Annotated in this window: 30 protein-coding genes; 21 read left to right on the forward strand and 9 right to left on the reverse strand. The window is 34.9% G+C overall.

Features of this window, described 5'->3' with window-relative positions:
- Positions 1-32 precede the first annotated feature (32 nt).
- Positions 33-245: an integrase core domain-containing protein gene (locus EPJ90_RS03400; RefSeq protein WP_244660375.1), complete on the forward strand. Its 213-nt coding sequence runs from the start codon at positions 33-35 to the stop codon at positions 243-245.
- 51 nt (positions 246-296) lie between these two features.
- On the opposite strand, the gene EPJ90_RS03405 is transcribed toward EPJ90_RS03400, so the two are convergent.
- Complete coding sequence (locus EPJ90_RS03405; protein WP_200542583.1) at positions 297-947, reverse strand: YoaK family protein; 651 nt, start codon at positions 945-947, stop codon at positions 297-299.
- Between the two features lie 188 nt (positions 948-1,135).
- Between EPJ90_RS03405 and EPJ90_RS03410 the strand changes: the two genes are divergently transcribed.
- From EPJ90_RS03410 to EPJ90_RS03420, 3 genes are all read left to right on the forward strand, one after another.
- Positions 1,136-1,495: a GNAT family N-acetyltransferase gene (locus EPJ90_RS03410; RefSeq protein ID WP_244660376.1), complete on the forward strand. Its 360-nt coding sequence runs from the start codon at positions 1,136-1,138 to the stop codon at positions 1,493-1,495.
- A 116-nt stretch (positions 1,496-1,611) separates the two neighbouring features.
- Positions 1,612-2,379: a CPBP family intramembrane glutamic endopeptidase gene (locus tag EPJ90_RS03415; protein ID WP_161636611.1), complete on the forward strand. Its 768-nt coding sequence runs from the start codon at positions 1,612-1,614 to the stop codon at positions 2,377-2,379.
- Between the two features lie 7 nt (positions 2,380-2,386).
- Positions 2,387-2,953: a hypothetical protein gene (locus EPJ90_RS03420; RefSeq protein WP_200542584.1), complete on the forward strand. Its 567-nt coding sequence runs from the start codon at positions 2,387-2,389 to the stop codon at positions 2,951-2,953.
- Here EPJ90_RS03420 and EPJ90_RS03425 read toward each other — a convergent pair.
- The 6 genes from EPJ90_RS03425 to EPJ90_RS03450 form a co-directional block, all read right to left on the reverse strand.
- Positions 2,946-3,674: a hypothetical protein gene (locus EPJ90_RS03425; RefSeq protein WP_200542585.1), complete on the reverse strand. Its 729-nt coding sequence runs from the start codon at positions 3,672-3,674 to the stop codon at positions 2,946-2,948. The two genes, EPJ90_RS03420 and EPJ90_RS03425, sit on opposite strands and share 8 nt — an antisense overlap.
- Positions 3,675-3,767: 93 nt before the next feature.
- Positions 3,768-3,965: a hypothetical protein gene (locus EPJ90_RS03430; protein ID WP_200542586.1), complete on the reverse strand. Its 198-nt coding sequence runs from the start codon at positions 3,963-3,965 to the stop codon at positions 3,768-3,770.
- A 436-nt stretch (positions 3,966-4,401) separates the two neighbouring features.
- On the reverse strand, positions 4,402-4,980 hold the full coding sequence (locus EPJ90_RS08575; protein ID WP_237558267.1) for an Ltp family lipoprotein: 579 nt from the start codon (positions 4,978-4,980) through the stop codon (positions 4,402-4,404).
- Between the two features lie 556 nt (positions 4,981-5,536).
- On the reverse strand, positions 5,537-6,751 hold the full coding sequence (locus EPJ90_RS03440; protein WP_200542587.1) for a site-specific integrase: 1,215 nt from the start codon (positions 6,749-6,751) through the stop codon (positions 5,537-5,539).
- Between the two features lie 337 nt (positions 6,752-7,088).
- Positions 7,089-7,646, reverse strand: coding sequence for a hypothetical protein (locus EPJ90_RS03445; protein WP_200542588.1), 558 nt, complete (start codon positions 7,644-7,646; stop codon positions 7,089-7,091).
- Positions 7,647-7,770: 124 nt separating this feature from the next.
- Positions 7,771-8,238 carry a helix-turn-helix domain-containing protein gene (locus EPJ90_RS03450; protein WP_200542589.1) on the reverse strand — a complete coding sequence of 156 codons (468 nt, stop codon included), beginning with the start codon at positions 8,236-8,238 and terminating at the stop codon, positions 7,771-7,773.
- A 136-nt stretch (positions 8,239-8,374) separates the two neighbouring features.
- Between EPJ90_RS03450 and EPJ90_RS03455 the strand changes: the two genes are divergently transcribed.
- Positions 8,375-8,584 (forward strand): helix-turn-helix transcriptional regulator, encoded by a 210-nt coding sequence (locus EPJ90_RS03455; RefSeq protein ID WP_200542590.1) that lies wholly within the window; start codon positions 8,375-8,377, stop codon positions 8,582-8,584.
- A gap of 36 nt (positions 8,585-8,620) precedes the next feature.
- Positions 8,621-8,881 carry a hypothetical protein gene (locus EPJ90_RS03460; protein WP_200542591.1) on the forward strand — a complete coding sequence of 87 codons (261 nt, stop codon included), beginning with the start codon at positions 8,621-8,623 and terminating at the stop codon, positions 8,879-8,881.
- A gap of 77 nt (positions 8,882-8,958) precedes the next feature.
- Here the strand turns inward: EPJ90_RS03460 and EPJ90_RS03465 are convergent, their stop codons facing one another.
- On the reverse strand, positions 8,959-9,324 hold the full coding sequence (locus tag EPJ90_RS03465) for a DUF2513 domain-containing protein (protein ID WP_200542592.1): 366 nt from the start codon (positions 9,322-9,324) through the stop codon (positions 8,959-8,961).
- 54 nt (positions 9,325-9,378) lie between these two features.
- On the opposite strand from EPJ90_RS03465, the gene EPJ90_RS03470 reads away from it, so the two are divergent.
- From EPJ90_RS03470 to EPJ90_RS03495, 6 genes are read left to right on the forward strand one after another with little or no spacing between them, the layout of a single operon-like run.
- Positions 9,379-9,981 (forward strand): hypothetical protein, encoded by a 603-nt coding sequence (locus EPJ90_RS03470; protein WP_200542593.1) that lies wholly within the window; start codon positions 9,379-9,381, stop codon positions 9,979-9,981.
- Positions 9,974-10,192: a hypothetical protein gene (locus EPJ90_RS03475; RefSeq protein WP_200542594.1), complete on the forward strand. Its 219-nt coding sequence runs from the start codon at positions 9,974-9,976 to the stop codon at positions 10,190-10,192. The genes EPJ90_RS03470 and EPJ90_RS03475 overlap by 8 nt, the downstream gene beginning before the upstream one ends.
- Positions 10,179-11,459, forward strand: coding sequence for an AAA family ATPase (locus EPJ90_RS03480; RefSeq protein ID WP_200542595.1), 1,281 nt, complete (start codon positions 10,179-10,181; stop codon positions 11,457-11,459). Before EPJ90_RS03475 ends, EPJ90_RS03480 begins: the two co-directional genes overlap by 14 nt.
- Before the next feature lie 2 nt (positions 11,460-11,461).
- Positions 11,462-12,541 (forward strand): ATP-binding protein, encoded by a 1,080-nt coding sequence (locus tag EPJ90_RS03485; RefSeq protein WP_244660377.1) that lies wholly within the window; start codon positions 11,462-11,464, stop codon positions 12,539-12,541.
- A gap of 18 nt (positions 12,542-12,559) precedes the next feature.
- Positions 12,560-13,018: a DUF669 domain-containing protein gene (locus EPJ90_RS03490; protein ID WP_200542599.1), complete on the forward strand. Its 459-nt coding sequence runs from the start codon at positions 12,560-12,562 to the stop codon at positions 13,016-13,018.
- A 3-nt stretch (positions 13,019-13,021) separates the two neighbouring features.
- Complete coding sequence (locus tag EPJ90_RS03495) at positions 13,022-14,608, forward strand: DEAD/DEAH box helicase (protein ID WP_200542601.1); 1,587 nt, start codon at positions 13,022-13,024, stop codon at positions 14,606-14,608.
- Between the two features lie 5 nt (positions 14,609-14,613).
- On the opposite strand, the gene EPJ90_RS03500 is transcribed toward EPJ90_RS03495, so the two are convergent.
- A complete protein-coding gene (locus EPJ90_RS03500) occupies positions 14,614-15,210 on the reverse strand; it encodes a hypothetical protein (protein ID WP_200542603.1) in 597 nt (198 codons plus the stop codon).
- A 90-nt stretch (positions 15,211-15,300) separates the two neighbouring features.
- Between EPJ90_RS03500 and EPJ90_RS03505 the strand changes: the two genes are divergently transcribed.
- The 9 genes from EPJ90_RS03505 (at position 15,301) to EPJ90_RS03540 (ending at position 21,428) form a co-directional block, all read left to right on the forward strand.
- Entirely contained in the window at positions 15,301-17,559 is a 2,259-nt protein-coding gene (locus EPJ90_RS03505; RefSeq protein ID WP_200542608.1) for an AAA family ATPase, read from the forward strand.
- Between the two features lie 324 nt (positions 17,560-17,883).
- Positions 17,884-18,114: a helix-turn-helix domain-containing protein gene (locus EPJ90_RS03510; RefSeq protein ID WP_200542610.1), complete on the forward strand. Its 231-nt coding sequence runs from the start codon at positions 17,884-17,886 to the stop codon at positions 18,112-18,114.
- The gene (locus EPJ90_RS03515; protein WP_200542612.1) at positions 18,098-18,358 is read left to right on the forward strand and encodes a hypothetical protein; all 261 of its coding nucleotides are present in this window, start codon (positions 18,098-18,100) and stop codon (positions 18,356-18,358) included. The genes EPJ90_RS03510 and EPJ90_RS03515 overlap by 17 nt, the downstream gene beginning before the upstream one ends.
- Positions 18,351-18,617, forward strand: a complete 267-nt coding sequence (locus tag EPJ90_RS03520) for a hypothetical protein (protein WP_200542614.1) — start codon at positions 18,351-18,353, stop codon at positions 18,615-18,617. The genes EPJ90_RS03515 and EPJ90_RS03520 overlap by 8 nt, the downstream gene beginning before the upstream one ends.
- A complete protein-coding gene (locus EPJ90_RS03525) occupies positions 18,610-19,014 on the forward strand; it encodes a RusA family crossover junction endodeoxyribonuclease (protein WP_200542616.1) in 405 nt (134 codons plus the stop codon). Before EPJ90_RS03520 ends, EPJ90_RS03525 begins: the two co-directional genes overlap by 8 nt.
- Positions 19,011-19,142 (forward strand): hypothetical protein, encoded by a 132-nt coding sequence (locus EPJ90_RS08640; RefSeq protein WP_275065478.1) that lies wholly within the window; start codon positions 19,011-19,013, stop codon positions 19,140-19,142. Before EPJ90_RS03525 ends, EPJ90_RS08640 begins: the two co-directional genes overlap by 4 nt.
- 67 nt (positions 19,143-19,209) lie before the next feature.
- Positions 19,210-19,620, forward strand: coding sequence for a hypothetical protein (locus EPJ90_RS03530; protein WP_207106264.1), 411 nt, complete (start codon positions 19,210-19,212; stop codon positions 19,618-19,620).
- 63 nt (positions 19,621-19,683) lie between these two features.
- Positions 19,684-20,709, forward strand: a complete 1,026-nt coding sequence (locus tag EPJ90_RS03535) for an ATP-binding protein (RefSeq protein WP_200542620.1) — start codon at positions 19,684-19,686, stop codon at positions 20,707-20,709.
- Positions 20,710-20,876: 167 nt separating this feature from the next.
- Positions 20,877-21,428, forward strand: a complete 552-nt coding sequence (locus tag EPJ90_RS03540) for a hypothetical protein (RefSeq protein ID WP_200542621.1) — start codon at positions 20,877-20,879, stop codon at positions 21,426-21,428.
- The last annotated feature ends 153 nt before the right edge of the window (positions 21,429-21,581 follow it).

Consider the following 21,581-nt stretch of genomic DNA (forward strand, 5'->3'; position numbering starts at 1 on the left):
AAGCGCATGAAAATTATAACATAATTAGATCTATGTCGCGAGCTGGAACACCTACAGATAATCCAATTATCGAATCATTAAATGGATGGATTAAAGCAGAAATGGCGTGTGATTATCAATACTGGTCTGTAGATAACTTTGAAAATTTTATCGAAGAATATGTACATTATTTTAATTTTGAAAGACCTACTTACTGTTTAAATTACAAAACCCCTATCCAATATAAAATGGATAAGGGTTTCTAGTCTTTTATTAATGTCTACTTTTGTTTGACAACTCCACCTTGGTGGCTCTTTTTAGTGTTGATGATAGAAACAAAAACTAAGATAAATGAAACATATAAAACCAACAATCAATTCTAATGCAAGCGTAGCATTGATGAAACAGAGTAGACAGGTTGACGTCATGGCGCCTAAAAAAAATAAGAACCATGTTAGAATTAATGTTGATACTTCATGCCAGCTCGTCTCTTTGCGTACAAAGCGCGCAAACGCTTCACCAATACCATAAAGCACTCCGGTCATAAATCCTTTCCCAATTGTTGCGTTATTAACTTCAACTTGGGCCTTGTTTTGAATTCCCATCGCAAAACTTATGAGGGGAAAACTCCACGTTTGATAGGTGGTAAATTGAAACGCCAGAGCGACGACCAAACAGAGGATATCAAGTTCTAAAATTTTTTTGATGGATTGCGCATGACTACCAGTGCAGAAAAGGTTACCGATAAAAGATCCTAGAACAAAGGAAATGAGTACCAAAACATAGCGAAGAACTTCAATCCATTCTTGGTTAATCAAATGAATCCCTAAGCGGGTTGAGTTACCACTCATAAAAGACAGGAATACACCACCAATGGCAAGGATTCCTAAAACATCTAAATAACCGGAAATAAATGAAAAAACATATGCGAAACGACTGTTCTCGTGTTGAAGATCGATTGATTTCATAGTACACCTCTTTTTACTGTTTTTAGTATAGCACGCACCGTCGTAAAAACGATATTTTTTATTAGAAATGCTTGAAATAATTGACATTGATACGCGACCGCGTTATGGTGTTACGGTTGTGAGCGCCGTTACATAAACGCTCATTTAATTTTCATGACACATGACCATGAATACGATAAGATAGGTTTATGGAGGATGTCGCAATGATTTGTCTTGGTACCCCAGAACAACTTGAAGAATTGGTATATCTAAGCATTATGTGTGAGACTGATTGTTCTTACGAACATCGACATGCCGTAATACAAGAACAACTAAATTCAGATCAAGATGTTTTTGTTATTAAATATGATTGTGGCTTTCCAGCAGGGTTTGCGCACATTCAAAAAGATTCCTTTAATAAGAATCACGCACGACTTCAAATGATTTATGTCGAGGAAGCGTTTCGAGGGAATGGATACGCAACTGAAATGATTGCGATGTGTAAGACGTTAATCGGATGCAATGACGAGGTGCGTTTATTCTCGGAGTGTGCCTTTCAGGTTTCTTAAATGCACCTTAGGTGCATTTTTTTATTGCTTCCAAGAGCGTCGGTTCATGAAGGATGAATTAATGAGCTAAATTAAGGTATAATTAAAGCAAGTAATTTTGAGGAGGATGTATGTCAATGGATTACAGAGAAGATATTTTCTACGGTGAGACGGTTAACCACGAGGTTGGGATTGGGGACATTGAATCCCCTTTAAAAGGAAAACGATTATTTTGGAGTGTGCTTTCCATTTTTATTTTATCGACATTTTCAGATGCATTTGTCGGGGTGTTTATTGAGATGAAAATGGTTCAAGAAATAAACATGACTGCGTTTACGCCCATTGTAATGATGTTGTTAACTACGGTAATTTTATTATGGATTAATTTACCATTAATCAAGGAGGCACGTACGTTTCCAAATCCATTAACACGTATACACATATTACGGAAGGTCGGTTTCTATTTTGTAGTAATGGTTTTTGCGAATTTTATTGTAAGTCCATTGGTGGCAATGCTTATTGAAACACTGGGTGGATCCAGTCAACCGATTAATCAAGAAGCGCTGATTGCAATGAAAGGGATTGGATTCCCTATGTATTTTGTTTTTGCGGTTGTTGCTGGTCCAATTAAAGAAGAACTGCTCTTCCGAGGATTAATTTTCCGCAAGTTGATTCATAAAAACCGCTTTGCAGCCTATGCAGTAAGCTCGATTTTGTTTGGCTTGATGCATCTTACGACGGAACTTGTGACTGGGCAATGGGTGATGATGTTTAATCTTATAATTTATGCAGGAATGGGAGCATTTTTCGCATATATCTATGAAAAGACAAACAGCATCAAAGCTGCAATGTATTTACATATGATTTGGAATACATTGGGCGTAGTCGCGATTTTCGCAGTCTAATTCAAACATGAAAGAGCCGATTTATTTACTAGAAGGGATTATCCCCAATTCGATTTTAGTTCAAGAAGCAGATCGTTTTATCTGGGTTGCGAATTTTCCTCATAAAGGCATTACTGTGACATCTGAAACGGTACAATCAAATTTGAAATCATGGGATGTGGTTCGTCGTGTAAAAACCATTGATTATGTTAAGGAGACATCATTGTGTACTTGGTCTGATGTTTATCATCTTTGGTATTCGACTAAATTTTTATGTCAAGAAATTGATGATGCCAAAGCTCGAACTCTGGGTCGGATGCTCGCCTCGCAAGAAAATGATGATTTCGAAACGGTACGGGAACAAATTATGGATATTATTTACTGTACTTCTACCCCTGAACGCATCAAAGGTTGGTTTCAGAAAGCGATGGCTCATGAACGTAAGCAAAATCCAAAGATTGAGCTATTTCAGACGGTAACGGAAGATGCATCGGATGAAGGGGTGTATCAAGGGATTTGCCAACTTGAGGCATACGCTCATAAACAATGTTTCTTTTTCCAACTGGAACCCTATACAAAAAGAGAAGCTAAATAGCTTCTCTTTTTCGTGAAATTTGATGGATACTGCGTTTAATTTCGGACTGAATCGTCGGATGGTCGCAGGTTAAGTACTGGCTGTTTAAAATTTCGAGCGCACGATCAAGTGGAAATACTGAAAGACATTGCATGCATTTCCAAAGAATTAAATCATCATCTGCGTAAGTATTGATGAGATATTCGATGACATTTAAGTGTGCTTGTGTCGCCAAATGAGGATGCTTTGAAATAAAATAACCGTAAGCATCAACAAACTCACTGACTTGATTTTGTGAGAGCGAACCTAAGGAATCAATCATTGTGTATAGAATTGCGGCATTCATATTACCCAATGTACGTGCAATGATATCACGCGGTAAAGGATAGCTTCGTTTACGCGAGACTGCCTTTGGAATGTTTTGATGTTGGTTGTGCCCAATCTCTCCAAGATAGGGCATCATCGCAGCGGCGACATCATTATTGCCACCTTCTAAAACACGACATATTTCAAGTCGTGTATAGAGCGCTTTTTCATTCATTAATTGCTTCAAGAGCAAATCAACAAACCAGGGTTCATAATTCCATCTTCTTGCGCCGACATGGACAGCTGCCGTGCGTTCTTGTGCGGTTTTCGCATTTAATTGTTTTACCAATGCGTCATCACTTAAGTCTGCACACTGTGTCACGATATTTAAGTCGAGATATCCTCGATGTTCAAGATCGTGTCGTATGTTTTCCATATTATCACCTATGATTATTATATCATTCTTGGGAAAGGGTTTATGAAATTCACGCAAGATAACATAATGCTTTAATAGAAAAAACGTGAGGATTCACGCTTTTTTGTTTGATTTATTTTTAATCGTTTTCTGAATTTGAATTGCATCATAGATAACGTAAATACCATAAGCAAGCATAAACCAAAAAACGCCTGTTCGAATTATTTGTGGAAGCCTTGATAAAGATAATCCCAAAATAAAAGCGATAAAACTTAAAAGCATCTTTTGATGCTTAATGATCGATTGTTTCATATTTCCATCCCCCTAAGAGGATTGTAACATAAAAAAGACTCGAGCCTGTATGAGAACTTGAGTCTTGTTTGTAACGATTGTACAGATGATAACTTATTTTCATGGAGAAAGACATGCATCGCTACATCAAAATTATAACAAGCTCCACCCAAATGAAACTAAGAATTAGGTATTCTTAATAAAATGTTAATGAATATTAAGAAATCAAAAGACCCTTATCCATAAGGGTCTTTTCGAGATATTGATGTTCTTTTAGGTTTAATACTACTTGATTTCTATGATATCAACCTAAAATTCACCTGTGTTTTTATTCAAAGTAATCAGTTTTAATCACGCTGTAGTGACCTAGTTCGTAGGTAACTTGGTTGAATAAAATATAAGAAGGGTAAGTAATTCTTAGTTGCTTTGTAACACGATATTTACTAAATGAGAGAAACTAATTGGGTAAATTTTCAAGAGCGTAATTTGCTTGATCTTCTGTAAAATTCTCTCCATGTTCTGAAACAAGTTGTTCCCAAATAGAATCACGAGACATGCTCATTCGAGATTGATAAGTTTTTGCTTTTTCAAGTGCGTTGTTATTGTAATCTGCTTTGATATTCTCAATAGCGTACTGTGCAGCATCCTCAGGAAAATTCTCTCCGTATTCTGACACAAGTTGGTCATAGATGGCACGTTCAGACATATTCATGCGATCGGCATACTGTTGTCCTTTAATCAGGGCATTTTTAAATTCAACAGATACAGACTCTTTCTCTTTCTCCGAAGACTCTGTTTTTATTGTTTCGTCTTTTGACTCCTTCTCGGGGTCTTTTGCGGATTCTACTGCAACATCTATCTCATCGGTGCTTCCAGTAGAGGGGGTATTAACCATAGCAATCCCAAAGAGTACGACCGAACCTAAGATGATAAACAAGGGTTTCTTCTTACTCGTTTTTTTAAATAATGAAATGACGAATAAGATAATTCCTATAAAAAATGTAAGAATTCCAAGTATTCCAAATAATGCTACCATAATTATATTTCCTCCTTAGTTTTCAATAAATTATTTTTCACTAAAATGAAAAAAGGAACTTTTTGTATTACACGCTCATAGAAAACATGTGTTGTTTAAAGTAGTATTGAGTCCATGGAAATGATAAGCCATGACCAGATGAGTAAGTCAAAATAATATTTAATGAATCTCACGTGTTTTTTTATTATAGAACATTGTGAGAAAAATCATCTTGAAATCCATCCCTTCTTGTTCACATAGTACTATAGTGGACATGAAGGGTCAACTGAAGTCGAGATAAGGGCGGATGTGTTTAATGATGAGTTACATTTAGAAATACCAGGTAATTTGAGTCGATTTAAACAATCTGTAGGCCTTTTGTAGGCCATAAAACAAGAGGGTAACATAAAAAAACCACTCGAAAGTGGTTGTATTTATATAATTGGCAGGGGTAGCAGGACTGTCTTAGTTGTATCATACAGTATCTAAAACCCACTAAATAGTGGGTTTTGCTATCATAGGGTATCATCAAATATCGCTATTTTTCATGGTTTGTATGGCAGATGTATGGCAGGAATTATAAAGTAATACTTTGTTTCAAATCCTCAAGAATTCTGTTAAAAGTAGTTTCGATGGTATAAAAAGATTGCCCTTTTATGACTGAAAGTATTTTATCTTCAAGATTATCGTCATTTAGACTTTCTGATGTGCAAATAGAATCATCATTAATATAATTTTGAATGGCATTAATTGCACGAGCATCATCACCTTTAAATAAATGGACATAAGTTTGCATTGTTTCTGAAATTGAACTATGACCGAGTCGTGCACTTACTACAGTTATTGGAATATTCTGACTTGCAAGGAATGTAGCGTGAGAATGTCTCAGATCATGAATTCTAACATGTGGAATTTCTTTTAAGCCAATTTCTCTGCGAGAGACATTAGCTTTATATAAACATGCACTAAAACGACGATTAACTGTGTTAGGAGCGAGATTTGTTTCTCCGCCTAATAAGAATTTACCTTTGCTCTTTGCGTGCGGTAGGAGGCGATTATAGAGGTCGTCGTGTATTTTGACTCTCCTATAACTACTCTCGTTCTTTGGTGGACCAACTTCCTGATAAGAATTAATTGAGTTATAAACATCTAACTCTTTTGTACGAAGCAAATCCTTTTTGAAAAGAGCTAGTGCTTCACCACGTCTAAGTCCTGCCCAAAAGTAAATTTCATATAGAAGTCTAAATACTTCTAATTTTTCGTACTGAATGACTTCCTGGAATTCCTCAGGGGTAAGGGTGTAATAAGTGAATTTTTCTTTAACCTTTGGTTTGATAATTTCTACATCGGAAGCAATATCATTGATACCAAAAATTCTCTTACCAAATTTATAAATCGATTTAAGAAGATAGATGGCTTTATTTTTTTGTGTAATGGATCCATCTGCTGCTTCAATATTATTTCTAAGGGTGATTAAGTTAAAAGGTGTAATATACTCGATTTTTTTATTAGAAATTTGAATGAGATACTTCGAAAATAACTCACGTTCTTTTCTTAACGTTTCGGGTTTAACATTTGGTTTTGATTCGTGATAAGCATCAAAAAGTCTTATAAATGTCATCTCTTTAGTAACACCAAGTCTTAGTTCTTCAATCAGTAGATTCTCGGCTAAGATTGCATCTCTGCGAGTACCATAAATAATCTTTCTACGTTCAGTTGGTTTGCCGTATCCATTTCTATATGCAACACGCACATCATATTTTTTATTTTTTATAAGTTCTTTAACTGCCAACTGTAATCACCTCCGAATTACATAATAGTTTTGATAGAATATAATGAAGTATCTGATTTCTTGTATAAATAATCAAGGGAATATTCACATTATTTAATTAATGGTTTCAGTTCTTTCAACTCAGATTGATAATTTTTGATTTCATGAGATCTAATTAAGTGTACATACATACGAAATGCTTTATCATACCATAGTATCTTGTCTTCGTCGGTCATATCATATTCACGATGATGTCTGGGAATATTTAATGCAAACTTTGTATCTTTATATAATGATTTAAAAGGATCACAGTTCAAGATTATTTGTTTGCTTTCAATATCTTTATATAATCTTGCAATTATCGATTCTTTATGAATGATATTTTTTCAAATCTAAAGTCGATATATGACAATACATCTAGACGTAGTTCCGGAGAAATATATTCAAGGACCGAGTCTATATCCTCATCTCTTTTGACAGTAAATACATCCAAAAATCCAAATTCGTTTTTTTCTTCGCTTAGTATATTCTTATAATTTTGGCTCTCTAATATTAGAAGAATTCGATCATACAAATTATGAATAAATTTAAATTCCAATTCTAATGATTTCAATGATCTATATTCTTCTATTAGCCAAAATATAAAATTTGAGTAAAGATTTAATAAATATAAATTGTAATCTTCTTGTTTAGAATTTATACCTCTCTCCTCAAAAAACTCTTTCACATTTCTAGAAGTACCTGATAACGGAAAAGAATCAAAATAATCAGTTAATAAATCACTAAATGTAATATCCGGATATGGAAAAGAAGTTGTTTTACCAACAATCTTTTCCGAAAATAAAGATTTCAATTTAGATATCTCAGTATCGATATCCATTCTTTGCTCTAGGTATTTTATGCTTATTTTATTCATTTACAAATTCTCCAATCTATTCGATATGCATATATAACTAAATTGAAAATTATCAAGTGTAAACTAAACAACATTAAAAAAATCATAGTGTTGAATAATTTTAATAATATTTTTAAGAGGCATTCTAATCCTGATTTCTCTCTTTTTTTATTCCTCTAGCAACCATCAATACCGTTTCCAAATCGATAGGTGATAAGTCTTTAGAGATACTGAATAACTGTTGTAGTTGTTCGTTATCATGAATTTGACGATAAATGTCAAACAATTCTGGTTTATCAAAGAAATATTTGAGATTAGAGGTGAAATCACCAAAAGGAGGATCCATAAACTCAGGTATATTAAAATCAGTTCTCCAATCAGAAACAGGATCAATTGAATTATCAACAAAATAGCTTACGGGGACTGAAAGTGAATCTGCAAGTTTGACTAAGTCACCAATTGAGTCGGGTTCTCTGTTTCCGTTTTCCCAATTTGAAATTGTATTTTGAGAAAAGCCGGTTTTATTTGATAAGTCTTGTTGTGTTAGAGAATAGTTCTTTCTTAAAGCTCTTAACTTTGACCCAAATAATTTTTTATTGAAAGTTTTATCCATATAATCACCTCATAATATCCTTATGAGATAAATATATCACAAAAGGATATTATAGACAACTACAATATAACTTTTTGAGATATTTGTATTGCAATATCTCGCAACGTGATATATACTATCCTCAGGAGGTGAACATATGAATGAAAAGTTGAGCATAAAACAAATGCGTGTTTTACGTGGTTACTCTCAGGAGTCTGTTTCAAATCATGTTAGTATATCGCGTGAGCATTTAGGGAAAATGGAAAATGATCCAGTTGTTTTGAAAAATGCAAAAATTCAAACTATATTGAATTTGCTCAATTATTATGAATTTGAAATAAATCAATTAAATTTTTTTGATGATTAATATCTCGTTGCGAGATATTAAGAAAAGGAGAAGTAAATGCCTAAACGAACAGATGAAGAAAAAATGTTATTTGATGATTATATAGCAGTAACGACTATTCAGAGATATTTTTCATTAAGCAAAATAGATGCCCAGGATGTCTTCATCAAGGCAAAGAGCTGGGATGAAGATAATGGATACTTGGATATCTTTCCAGAAAGGGTAAGGAAAGGGGCGGTACTACAAGTTTTAGGATTGAATTTAGAATCGATGTTGATGTGTTATCAGATTCGTCAAAAAAGTAAAACTAGTGATTGAAAATTTGATAGTTAAAAACACCGTCAATTAGTTAACGGTGTTAAGTATAAATTTTAAGTTGAGATTCTATTTTTGATCTATCCATTAATCATTTGGGATAAGACTGATGCAGCCACTTGAGACATTATATTAATTGATACAGAAGAAAAGGTGGAAAGTTTTGATTTTGTGTTAGACCAAACTTTACTATCCCGAATATTATCAAGAAATTGATGTCCTTCCCAAGATATTGATTTGACTTCAACAAGACGCATACCGTAAGAATAATTATAAACTTTTCCATCCAAATAATTAGCTTCAAGCATTTTAATAATACTATAATCAATGTCATCTTGTGAGAAGTTGGGGAGATTGATATCTTTGGTGTCGATTAACGATGCTATTTCTAAGTTTTCCTCTAAGTAAAGCATGACAGAACGGATACAATCGTGATTTAATCTCATGTTTTCACCCCCTTCCCATATAATCCAAGCATATCAAAAAAAGGAGAAGTATCAGTGAAAAAACAAAACAAAAAAAGGACACTCACCTTGGCCGGAAAAGTAATCCTTTACGGCTTTATTTTAACATTAACTTATTTAACTGTCCAATCTCTTGAATTGGCCAAAAAAGAACGAAAAGTTTTAGAGTCAAAAATACAATTAATCAATCAAGAAATGGTGAGACTAGATAAACAACAAATTGAGAATAAAACCAAAATCGAAACTATGAAATATATCTCAAATGTTGGTGCAGAGGTATCTTCCGTAAGAGTATATATAACTGAATATGGCACTTGGGATGGGGAATCAACAAACAATACTGCGTCAGGATTAACGATAGAAGATTTTACGGTATCTGACGGAATTTATCAGTATCAAGGTAAAGATGTGCTTGCAACTGCGAATTCAACTCGCTGGAGTGAACGATTAAAGGAAGGATTTAAGTCATACGATCTGTATGAAACTGTTAGTTATGAATTAAATGGGGTGTTAAGAACAGGAATTGTCTTAGACGTATGTGGTGCATGTCATGGGATAAATGGTGAAGAACTGCAAAGGATTGATGTATTTACAGAAAAACCAATCATTGGAAAGAAAGAAGGGAAAATATATGAATGATAAAAACAACGTGACAATTAAGAAAGAAAAAGATGGAATTGACATCAAATGTAATGGAACACAAAATTATATATTAAATGCATTAGTGGGTTTATGTAAAGCAATCCATGAAGCAGGAATTCCAACGGAATTACAAATATTAACAATCCTGGGTTCTTGTGAATTTACCAAAAAATTAGAAAGAGAGGGAAGCAAGAATGAATTCCATTAAAATAAATAAACTGGAAATTGAAAATGTTAAACGTGTACGTGCGGTGCAAGTTGTACCATCTGAAAAAGGTCTAACGGTACTTGGTGGAAAAAATAATCAAGGGAAGACATCTGTACTAGACTCTATTGCTTGGGCACTAGGTGGTAAGAAATATCAGCCATCAAATCCACGAAGAGAAGGTTCTGTAACACCGCCATCACTTAGAGTTGAGTTAAGTAATGGCTTAATCGTAGAACGCAAAGGTAAAAATAGCGATTTAAAAGTGATTGATCCATCTGGGAATAAGGCAGGACAGGCTCTGCTAGATTCTTTTGTAGAAGAACTTGCACTAGACTTACCCAAATTTATGGAAGCTACAAGCAAAGAAAAGGCACGAACACTTTTAGAAATTATTGGGGTAGGCGATAAGTTATTTGAACTTGATACCTTAGAAAATAAACTCTATCAGGAACGTTTGGCAATTGGTAAAATTGCCGATACTAAAAAGAAACATGCTCAAGAAATGCCGCGTCATGAAGGCGTTCCTGAAGATCTGATTAGTGCATCAGATTTAATTAAACAGCAGCAGGATATTCTGGCACGGAACGCAGAAAAAGAGCGTAAACGACGCAATTTAGCCCATCTAGAGGACGAAAATAAACGTCTGAAAGAAATACTTCAAGATTACCAAACTAAGCTAGAAACCAACGAAAACGACCTTGTAGAAGCTCGTAAGTCTGCATTAGACCTTCATGATGAATCAACAGCAGAACTTGAAGCTAATATCGCTAATATTGATGAAACGAATGCAAAAATTCGAATCAATTTAGAGAAAGACCAAGCAGAACAAGAAGCGGAGTATTACAGTCAACAATATAAGGATTTAAATGAAGAAATCGATGCGATTCGTAAGGAACGTCTCGATTTATTGAAAGGAGCAGATTTACCGCTACCAGGTCTAAGTGTTGTAGATGGGGAGTTAACATTCAATGATCAGCATTGGGACAACATGTCAGGCTCTGAACAATTACGCGTTGCGACAGCAATTGTACGAAAACTTAAACCTGAATGTGGATTTGTTCTAATCGATAAATTAGAACAGATGGATATCGATACCATGAAAGAATTTGGTGAATGGTTGGAGCAAGAAGATTTACAAGCGATTGCGACACGTGTCTCAAGCGGAGATGAGTGCCAAATTATTATTGAAGATGGATATGTCGTGGGACAGGAGACACTACCAACAGAAAACGATATGAAAGTTGAAGAGAAAGGATGGGAATTTTAGTCATGAATATAACGAAAGGTAAAGTGATAAAAGCTCAAAAAGTTATTTTATATGGACCTGAAGGAATTGGGAAATCAACTTTTGCTTCATTGTTTCCAAATCCATTATTTAGCGACACAGAAGGATCTACGATGCATCTTGATGTAGCGCGATTTGATAAACCAACTTCATGGCCGATGTTATTGTCGCAAATCGAATATGTTAAACAAAATAAGCCTTGTCTAACATACATTATTGACACTGCTGATTGGGCCGAAAAACTGGCCAAAGATTATCTTATAGGCCAGTATCCAAAGATTAAGTCCATTGAGGATTTTGGATATGGGAAAGGGTATACGATGCTTGCAGAGGAGTGGGGTCGATTCCTTAATAAATTACAGGAAGTTGTTGACGCTGGAATCAATGTCTTAATCCTAGCGCATGCCATGATGCGTAAATTTGAACAACCTCAAGAATTAGGTTCTTATGATAGATGGGAACTTAAACTTGAAAAGAAAACGTCGCCTCTAACTAAAGAGTGGGCGGATGCAGTTTTATTTGCAACTTATGAAATTCATGTAGTCAATGTCGATAATCAAGGTGCTACAAAGGGTAAAAATAAAGCACAAGGTGGTGCTCGTGTAATGTTTACTTCACACAATCCAGCATGGGATGCTAAAAATCGTTGGGGTCTTGCTGATAAACTTGCATTTGAATTCAAAGAAATCGCATTACATATTCCTGATCATCTTGTAGGTCCAATTATTGAAACCAAACAAGTTGTGAATGAAGATAATGCACATCAAAACGAAGTGCAAAAAGAAACATTAGAGGAAAATGTTTCAACTGATACTAATAATGATTTTGGATGTTTAAGTCTAGCGCTTCAAGATTTACTTAAAACTGATAAGGTGACTAAATCTGAATTGATGCACTACATAATAGATATAAAAGGGCATTTTCCAAAAGGAACACCTTTAGAAAATCTACCTCAAGAATATACTGATGGGGCACTTGTGGCTAATTGGCCAAAAGTTATTCAAGAGATTCGAAATATGAGAGAGCCTGTTTTAGATATAAACAGTGACGATTTACCATTTTAAAATAGGAGGACAAAAATAATGACATTAAATAATAATCAAATTGAACGCGAACTAGGATGGGACGATGAAATTCAAGATGATGGGGAAGATTTTATTATTTTAAAACCCGGAAACTATGATTTTGTAGTTAAGAAATTTGAACGAGGTCGTTTCGACGGAAGTGAAAAAATGCCGGCTTGTAATATGGCTTTAGTAACATTGACTGTTGAAGACCCTGATACCGGTCGACAAGTTGATGTTCAAAATCGAATATTACTTCACAGCAGAACAGAATGGACTATCAGTGCATTTTTTGCATCGCTTGGTATGAAGAAAAAAGGCGAGAAGATTAAACCACAATGGAACATGATTGTTGGTAAAGTCGGTAAATGTAAAATTAAGAACCGAGAATATAATGGAAACTTATACAACGAAGTTGACAAGTTCTATCCAAAAGAAGAGGAAGTAGTAAACCAACAAGCATCCTGGGGATTTTAAATCATGGAGTTAAGACCATATCAAGAATCCGCTAAGAATGCGATTCTTAATGAATGGGACAAAGGCATTAAACGAACGTTGTTAGTACTTCCAACAGGCTGTGGAAAAACAATAGTTTTCTCTAAAGTGATAGAAGAAAAAGTTAGGGAGGGCAAGCGTGGGCTTGTCCTCGCACATCGAGGAGAACTTCTTGAACAGGCGTCCGATAAACTTTATAAGGCATCAGGACTCCGGACTGCTCTTGAAAAAGCAGAGTCTACGAGCCTCAATAGTTGGGAACGTGTTGTTGTAGGTAGTGTTCAGACATTGATGCGTGAAAAACGATTGCATCAATTTAGCAAAGAACACTTTGATTTTATAGTTGTTGATGAAGCACATCATTGTATTTCTGATAGTTATCAGACAGTGTTAAATTACTTCGAAAATGCGGATGTACTTGGAGTTACTGCAACTCCTGATCGTGGTGATATGAAAAATTTAGGTAAATACTTTGAAACGTTAGCCTATCAGTATTCTTTACCACAAGCGATTAAAGAAGGATACTTGAGTCCGATTAAGGCTCTCACAATTCCGCTACAATTAGATTTATCAAGTGTCTCACAACAAGCAGGAGACTTTAAAGCAAGTGATATTGGAACTGCCTTAGACCCGTATTTGTATCAAATAGCCGATGAGATGGTTAAGCACTGTCAAAATAGAAAAACGGTAGTGTTTCTACCGTTAGTTGCTACGTCACAAAAGTTTAGAGATATTTTAAATGAAAAAGGATTTAGAGCCGCGGAAGTAAATGGAAGTAGTTCTGATAGAACTGAAATCTTGGAAAATTTTGAAAACAACAGATACAACGTGCTTTGCAATTCTATGCTACTTACTGAGGGGTGGGACAGTCCTGCCGTGGATTGTATCGTCGTACTTAGACCAACAAAAGTGAGAAGTTTATATTCTCAAATGGTTGGTCGTGGAACGAGACTTTATCCTGGGAAAGAGGAGTTATTACTCTTAGATTTCCTATGGCATACAGAACGACATGACTTAGTACATCCGGCTCATTTAATAGCAGAAAATGAAGAGGTTGCAAAAGCAATTACTAAGATATCAGAAGATAATGCAGGTATTGCTCTAGATATAGAACTTCTTGAAGAAAAGGCAAAAGAAGATGTTGTATCGCAAAGGGAGGAAGCCCTCGCAGAACAACTAGCGCAGATGCGTAAGCGAAAGCGAGCACTAGTAGATCCTTTACAATTTGAATTAAGCATTCAAGCAGAAGACCTATCTAATTATGTACCAAGTTTTGGGTGGGAAATGGGACCACCTACAAGTAAGCAACTTCAGCAATTAGAGAAAGCAGGGATATTACCTGATGAAATCGATAATGCAGGTAAAGCATCACTACTCATTGACAGAATCAATAAGCGTCGTGATGCAGGCCTTGCCACACCAAAACAGATAAGACTATTGGAACGATTTGATTTCCAACATGTAGGAAGTTGGTCCTTCGAAGCGGCAAATAAAATGATTAGTAGAATTGCTGCTCAAGGGTGGCGACAAGTACCTCCAGGGATTGAGCCGAGAACGTTTAATCCAGAATAAATCCATTATTTATTGAGAGTTAGTAAATATATGATAAAAGCCTTGATTTCTGATGAGAAAAAAGTGATAAGCCAAACAACTAAACTAATAATTTTTGAAGTGTTAAAATTAAGGGAAATGCCAAAATAATTTAGAATTGATTTTGGTATTAAAAAAATTCTTTCTAGAATTAATTTAGGGTTTATAGATCTGAAAAAGTCGTATTCCAGCTGAGTATCTAAGTTGACTAACTCGACACAAAGTTCTTTAAATTCTGTTTCGTTGTGAGCAGGTTCATTTGAGCAAGAAATATAGTGGTGCTTTATTGATAAACTTTTTAAATGAGGGATTATTGGAACTATGTTTGAACAAATTATGTCACTGAATTTGTGTCTAAATTCATTTTCTTTTTTCATCTTTTGTTGATAAGTGAAAAATGCTTCGGAATTGTTATCTAGTGCAGATAATTCTTCATTTAATGGTTTCAATTCATCTAATATATCGGAAATTTTAGACATGATGAAATCAATTCTTTTTCGATAAATTATATTTTTTATTATTGTCTTGCATGTTAAAAAGAAGTATAAGCCTGCAAAAACAAAAATTACCATTTTAATATTCATTGAAAGACCTCCAAGTATATTCACAGTATAACTCAATAATTCAAAAATTAAATGAAAGAAATATCAAAATAAATCAATTTAGGAGAAAACATGAATGAAATAAATCTATTAAGTATAATAAAAAATATTGATCCATCCAAATTATCATATACAGAGTGGATTCAAGTCGGAATGGCTTTGAAACATGAAGGTTATTCTGCTTATGACTGGGATTTGTGGTCATCTAAAGATACCGAAAGGTATAAACCTGGAGAGTGTTATCTGAAATGGGAAACATTCAATGAACAAGCAGGGACGATTGTAACAGGTGGGACAATTGTTCAACTCGCAAAAGAACAAGGATTTGAATTTCCAAAATATGATGCAGGATATGCACTCGATTGGGATGATGAAATTGAACAAGATGAACTCGTTGTCATCGATAAGTATTGGCTTGAAGATAGAGAAATTGATGAGCCGTCAGAGGATAATTGGCATCCTGTTCAAGAACTTATAAAATATTTGCAAGTTTTATTTGAGTCAACTGAAAATGTTGGCTATGTGACCTCCACCTATAAAAATGATGATGGTAAATACTTACCTCAAAAAGGAAACTTTGACCGAACTGCTGGTGAGTTAATCCAAGAATTGCATAAGTACAAAAATGATATTGGTGCAGTCATTGGTGATTACAAACCAGAAGCAGGTGCATGGATACGATTCAACCCTTTAGATGGCAAAGGTGTTAAAAATGAAAATGTAACAGATTATCGATACGCACTAGTAGAGTCAGACTCGATTCCTGTTGAACGACAAAATGCAATCATTAGAGAATTAGAACTTCCTGTAGCGACACTTGTATATAGTGGTGGTAAGTCCATTCATGCAGTGGTCAAAGTTGAAGCTGCAACGATGGAAGAATATCGAAAACGTGTTAATTATCTCTATGATGTTTGTAAGAAGAATGGTCTTGAAGTCGATACTCAAAACAGAAATGCAGCACGCCTAAGTCGAATGCCTGGTGTCGTGAGAAATGGTAAGAAACAATTTCTTATGGCCACAAATATTGGAAAAGGCTCATGGGCGGAGTGGGAAGAATGGATTGAAGGTGTAAATGATGATTTACCTGATCCAGAACCTTTGATTGAAGTGTTTGATAACTTGCCACCATTATCACCTCCATTAATTGAATGTGTATTACGCCAAGGACATAAGATGCTTATGGCGGGTCCATCAAAGGCAGGAAAGTCATTTGCATTGATTGGGCTAACAATTGCGATTGCCGAAGGTGGTAAATGGTTTGGTTGGCAGTGTACACAAGGAAGAGTGTTATACGTCAATTTAGAGCTTGATAGAGCATCAGCCCTACATCGCTTTAAAGACGTTTATAAATCACTTGGAATTAAGCCTAAAAACCTCAAGAACATCGATATTTGGAATCTTAGAGGCAAAGTAGTGCCGATGGACAAACTCGCTCCTAAGCTCATTAGACGAGCTCAAAAACAAGGGTATATCGCAGTGATTATTGACCCAATTTACAAGGTGATTACAGGAGATGAAAACTCTGCAGAGCAGATGGCTCATTTTACGAATCAATTCGATAAAGTGGCCAGTGAGCTAGGTGCTTCGGTTATTTATTGTCACCATCACAGTAAAGGTTCACAAGGTAGTAAAAAATCAATGGATAGAGCAAGTGGTTCGGGGGTGTTTGCACGGGACCCTGATGCACTTATTGATTTAGTTGAATTAGAACTAACACCTGAATTAGTTAATCAAGAACATAATCGAATTATTGCAAGCATCTATGCTGAGGAACTTAAAAAGCGAAATCCAAAATATTATGAAGAAGTAGTTGGTGAAGATGATGTATTAAGTAAATTCCAAATGAAGGAATATATCGATTTAGCTTTAAAGAAAGACGAGATATTTGAGGTGGATTCTAGAGTTCAAGAAGTGGAAACATCACTCGTAAATCGTTCTGCATGGCGTGTAGAAGGGACGCTTAGAGAATACCCTAAATTCCCACCACTGAACCTCTGGTTCGAATATCCAATCCACAAAGTAGATGAGGTGGGAGTGTTAGCTGATGTAGATCCTGAAGGGTTTTCGACGACACATTTAAATAGAAAATTATCAAAAGATAGTAATAGAAGAATTTCAAAAGCGGAAAAAATGAATTTAAAAACTTCGGAGTTAGATTTGGTTTTCACAGATTTGTCTAAAGAAAAATCCGAAATACATTACTCTGATTTAGAAGTGGAAATGTGCGTTTCACGAAACACTTTAAAAAATTACATAGCAGCACATGGAGGATTCAAAGTGACTCAAGAACCAGGGAGACCGGCCGTTATATCAAGAAATAACGAGTAGAGATAGACCCTATCAAGTCAAGCAAAAACATAAATTGATACCTTGTCAAATCAATGAATTGATAGGGTTGACAGTCTATCAGGTCAATCAATTGAGATAGTTGATAGTCTGTCAAAAAACTCTATAACCCTATCAATTGACAGACTTACACCACCCTCTCTCAAAAAGGTACCCCCTAAAGGGGGTAATATACCGGGTTGACACCCTACTGCTAGAGTGGATGGGAGGTCGGGCGCTAAAGCTGCCGCCCGGCCACTCCCTCACACCACACATAGCACTAGCAACCGCGCGAAGAAAATATGAAATCATCGAAAGGAGAAAACTATGACATACAAATTTGATAGAAAGAAATTTGGGAAACGAATTAGTGAAGCACGAAAACAGATTGGATTGACTCAAGGACAACTTTCAATTAAAACAGGATTCTCACAGAATGCTATTTCTAACTGGAAAAATGGAAATAGGGAACCAAATAATATCTCTGACCTAATTACCTTACTAAATACTCTCGAATTAAGATTTGAGGATGTGATTGTCTATGAGAGTAAGAAATAAATTAACAGGAGTTATTGGGAACAGCAACATGTTCTACGAACATAACTTGAATCGAATTATTGTTGCTACTGAATTTTGGGTTGATGATGACGATGTATCGAATTACGACGTGTATCTTGAAGGTAAGGGATGGATTGATCTCGTCGAAGCATTTCGATTGAAACTTGTGATTCCAGATAATTACACGAATTACTTTAGAGCATCAAAGTCGGATATCGAAAGAGAGCGTGGTTATTATGAGTGATTTGCAAATGCATATGGCAAAGGTAAATGAACTGATGGAGTTTCAAAACTCTAAAAACTTCCAACATCTCTCGGAGTGTTCTAAGTATAAGTTCAAACGTAGATTAAATTTTCACTTGCATCAGATTGTAGATTATTATACAAATTTTGCTTTTGAACTATTTCATGCGATTAAACGTGCGGTAGAGGAAGTGATGATATGTTTGGAACCATTTATTTCTGCGATTATTAAACTTGTAGTTGGTGAAGCTGATGATTGAGTTTTTCATTCCGATGATTACGCCTACGACAACACATCAGCAAAAGAAAATACGTGTGGTAAGTGGCAAACCAGTGTTCTATGAACCGCCCAAATTGAAAGCAGCTCGCTCGAAGTTGATGGGATATCTATACGAATTTGCTCCTGAGGCTTCAATAAATGGCCCAATTCGCTTGAAAGTTGTCTGGTTATATAAAAAAACCCCGGGACATAAAAGAGGCTCCTATAAGCCTACAAAGCCGGATTTAGATAATATGCAAAAATTACTTCTCGATTGTATGACAGATTTAGGTTTCTGGAATGATGATGCTCAGATTACGTCTATGCTTGTCGAGAAAATGTATGACAAAGTTCCAGGAATTTATATCAAAATTGAAGAGTTGGAGGTGGAGGTATGATTGACAACTTATGGTTGTTTTTGAAGGCATCAGTTTTAATGTTAGGTATTGCAATTGTTTGGGCAATTATATTTTCAGTAATTCGAGAAGTGGTAATTCAAAATCATGATGATCCTGATAGCAAGTAACGAAAGTAAGACCTTAAAAGGAGTTGATAGATAATGCGACAAAATAATAACTATCTGCGTGATTGCTGTGACTGATAAACGCGCCAAGATAAATCACGCTAAGTCTGAACTTCGAAACTACATGTATCTTCTTAACGTGTATCACAAATACGAGAGTAGAATTATTGAGTTAGAAACGCAACTAGAAGCCGTGAAATCATCGTCTGCTCCTTTGATACTCGGCAATAGCGGTTTAACTCCAGAAGAGCGTAAAAATGAGCTTAGAGATAAACTGCAGATTTATCAAAAGGAGTTAGCGCTTGTTCGTTATCGAACTGATAAGATTAAAAACTTCCTAGATAGCCTCGAATATTCTGATCGCGTTATTGTGACTGATATCTACATCAAAAACATTAACATTGAGAAAGTTGCTACACGCTTTTATTGTTCAGAAAGAACATTAAGGCGAAAAGTAGATGAGTTAATGGTGAAATTTTGAGTAAACCTACACTAAGTGGTGTAGGTTTTGGTATGGTTTAATCAGTGATGAGGAGGGCAATTAATGATAACTATACCAAATTTATCTACATATAATTCTATAGAAAGTGCAAGAACATTAAAAGCAAATTTAATACTTAACCAAGAACCTAAAGTGAAGTTTAATTTGACTGCAATTCGCAATTGTGATCCTTTTGCAATGATCATTGTAGGACTAGCAATACGAGATATACTGCATGATAGAGAAGTCATTGCGGAAAATCTTAATGATATTAATGACTATGCAGGTAGCATGTGTTTTTATGACTTCATTGGTGTGAAAAATTTAGGATTAAAAGTGAATAGTAGGAGTGGATCTACCAAACACATTCCCATTACGATTGTACGGAAAAGTATACTTATGGAAAAGTGTAGAAATCAAAATAAAGAGTTTATTGACGCATTGAGGGAGTACTCATTTCGAGTAGCGAAGGTATTAAGTAGAAATTATCCGGAATCGGAGATTGCGTTTGAGTACTTAATTCGCGAAATGATTAGAAATATATTTGAGCATAGTGAATCAGAATGTGCATATATCTGTGGTCAATACTGGCCTAGTTATGATTTGATTGAAATAGCGATTGCAGATGACGGTATTGGTATAAAAAACTCCCTCAAATCGAATATGAATTATATAAATTTGATTGAAAATGATAATGACGCAATTAAATTAGCGATGAGACCTGGAGTTTCTAAAAGTTATAGTCAGTCGGAAAATCCTATATTTAATCCAGATAAAAATTCTGGATTTGGCTTATATGTTGTTAGTGAATTATGTATCGCGTTGGATGGGTCGTTTATTATAACTAGCGGCAGTAATTCAAAGCATATAGGACGTAGCTCTGAAAATAGCGGATTATTAATTAAAGAAAGTATTTCAAACCATAATGGAACAGCAATAATGATAAGAATTAAACCAACAATGTTAGTTGATTTCGACAACATTTTTGATTCGATAATCGAAAAGGGAGAGGAACTTGCAAAGCAAGATAAGTTGGCTTTTAGTAAGTCATCTAGCTTATCTAGAAAATTGAGCCGTGATCTATATTAATGACCGTCGCGACCCTGTTTTCGGTGCTATTATGGTAGTGTGGCAGGTGTGACTAATACACTTATTCATTCATTGACTTTTCCTTTCTGAGTCAACCCCCTTAAACCCTACTAGTATCTCTGGTGGGGTTTTGTTATGATTAAGACAAATATGAAGGGGTGGGAAAAATGAACAACAGCAACATAGATAAATATATTAATGGTTTGAAAAAATTTATTGAGTCGAATGATCAAACATTACTAGTCACAGGGAATGAAAGATACAATAAACATAAAATTATAATCAAATACATAAATTCTGAATTTACTAATAAAAATATTCTATTTAGAACGAATGGATTTGATAAAGTTTTAAATGGTAATTGGTTAGGCTTTACTGGTATTAAGAAGAAACCAAAAGGCAATACTTTTTTTAAGATAGGGAATAATAATTATATGGTTGATTCGTTTTTGAGCAAAGGATCTAAGTCTGATTCTTTCGTAAATTTTGATTTTGTGATTGTTTACCCGATTGATGGAATGTTGAGAGAATCAAAATTTGATAGAATTGAAGAGTTATATAAGGATTATGATGTGGGAAAAGTTTTCTTAGTTACATGCTCAGACAGCTGGCTAAATAAATGTGGTAATATAGAACATATTGTAGATCAGCATTTGTCATATAATGATGAAAGCGTAGTCGATGATTGTCAAGATAAAAAGATATCTCAAGAAAAATAATGGTAACATCATCGTTTAGTTGTTTTAGAATCGAGAGATTTCGATAGTTTATACTATAGATATTTGAGATTTTTAGTCGCAAGTTTATAGAGATAATTCATAGCGATAGAATTAATTGATGAGATATTAGAAAACTATGACAAGCTAATGGAA

It is taken from the genome of Erysipelothrix sp. strain 2 (EsS2-7-Brazil), assembly GCF_016617655.1.
Classification (GTDB): domain Bacteria; phylum Bacillota_I; class Bacilli_A; order Erysipelotrichales; family Erysipelotrichaceae; genus Erysipelothrix; species Erysipelothrix piscisicarius.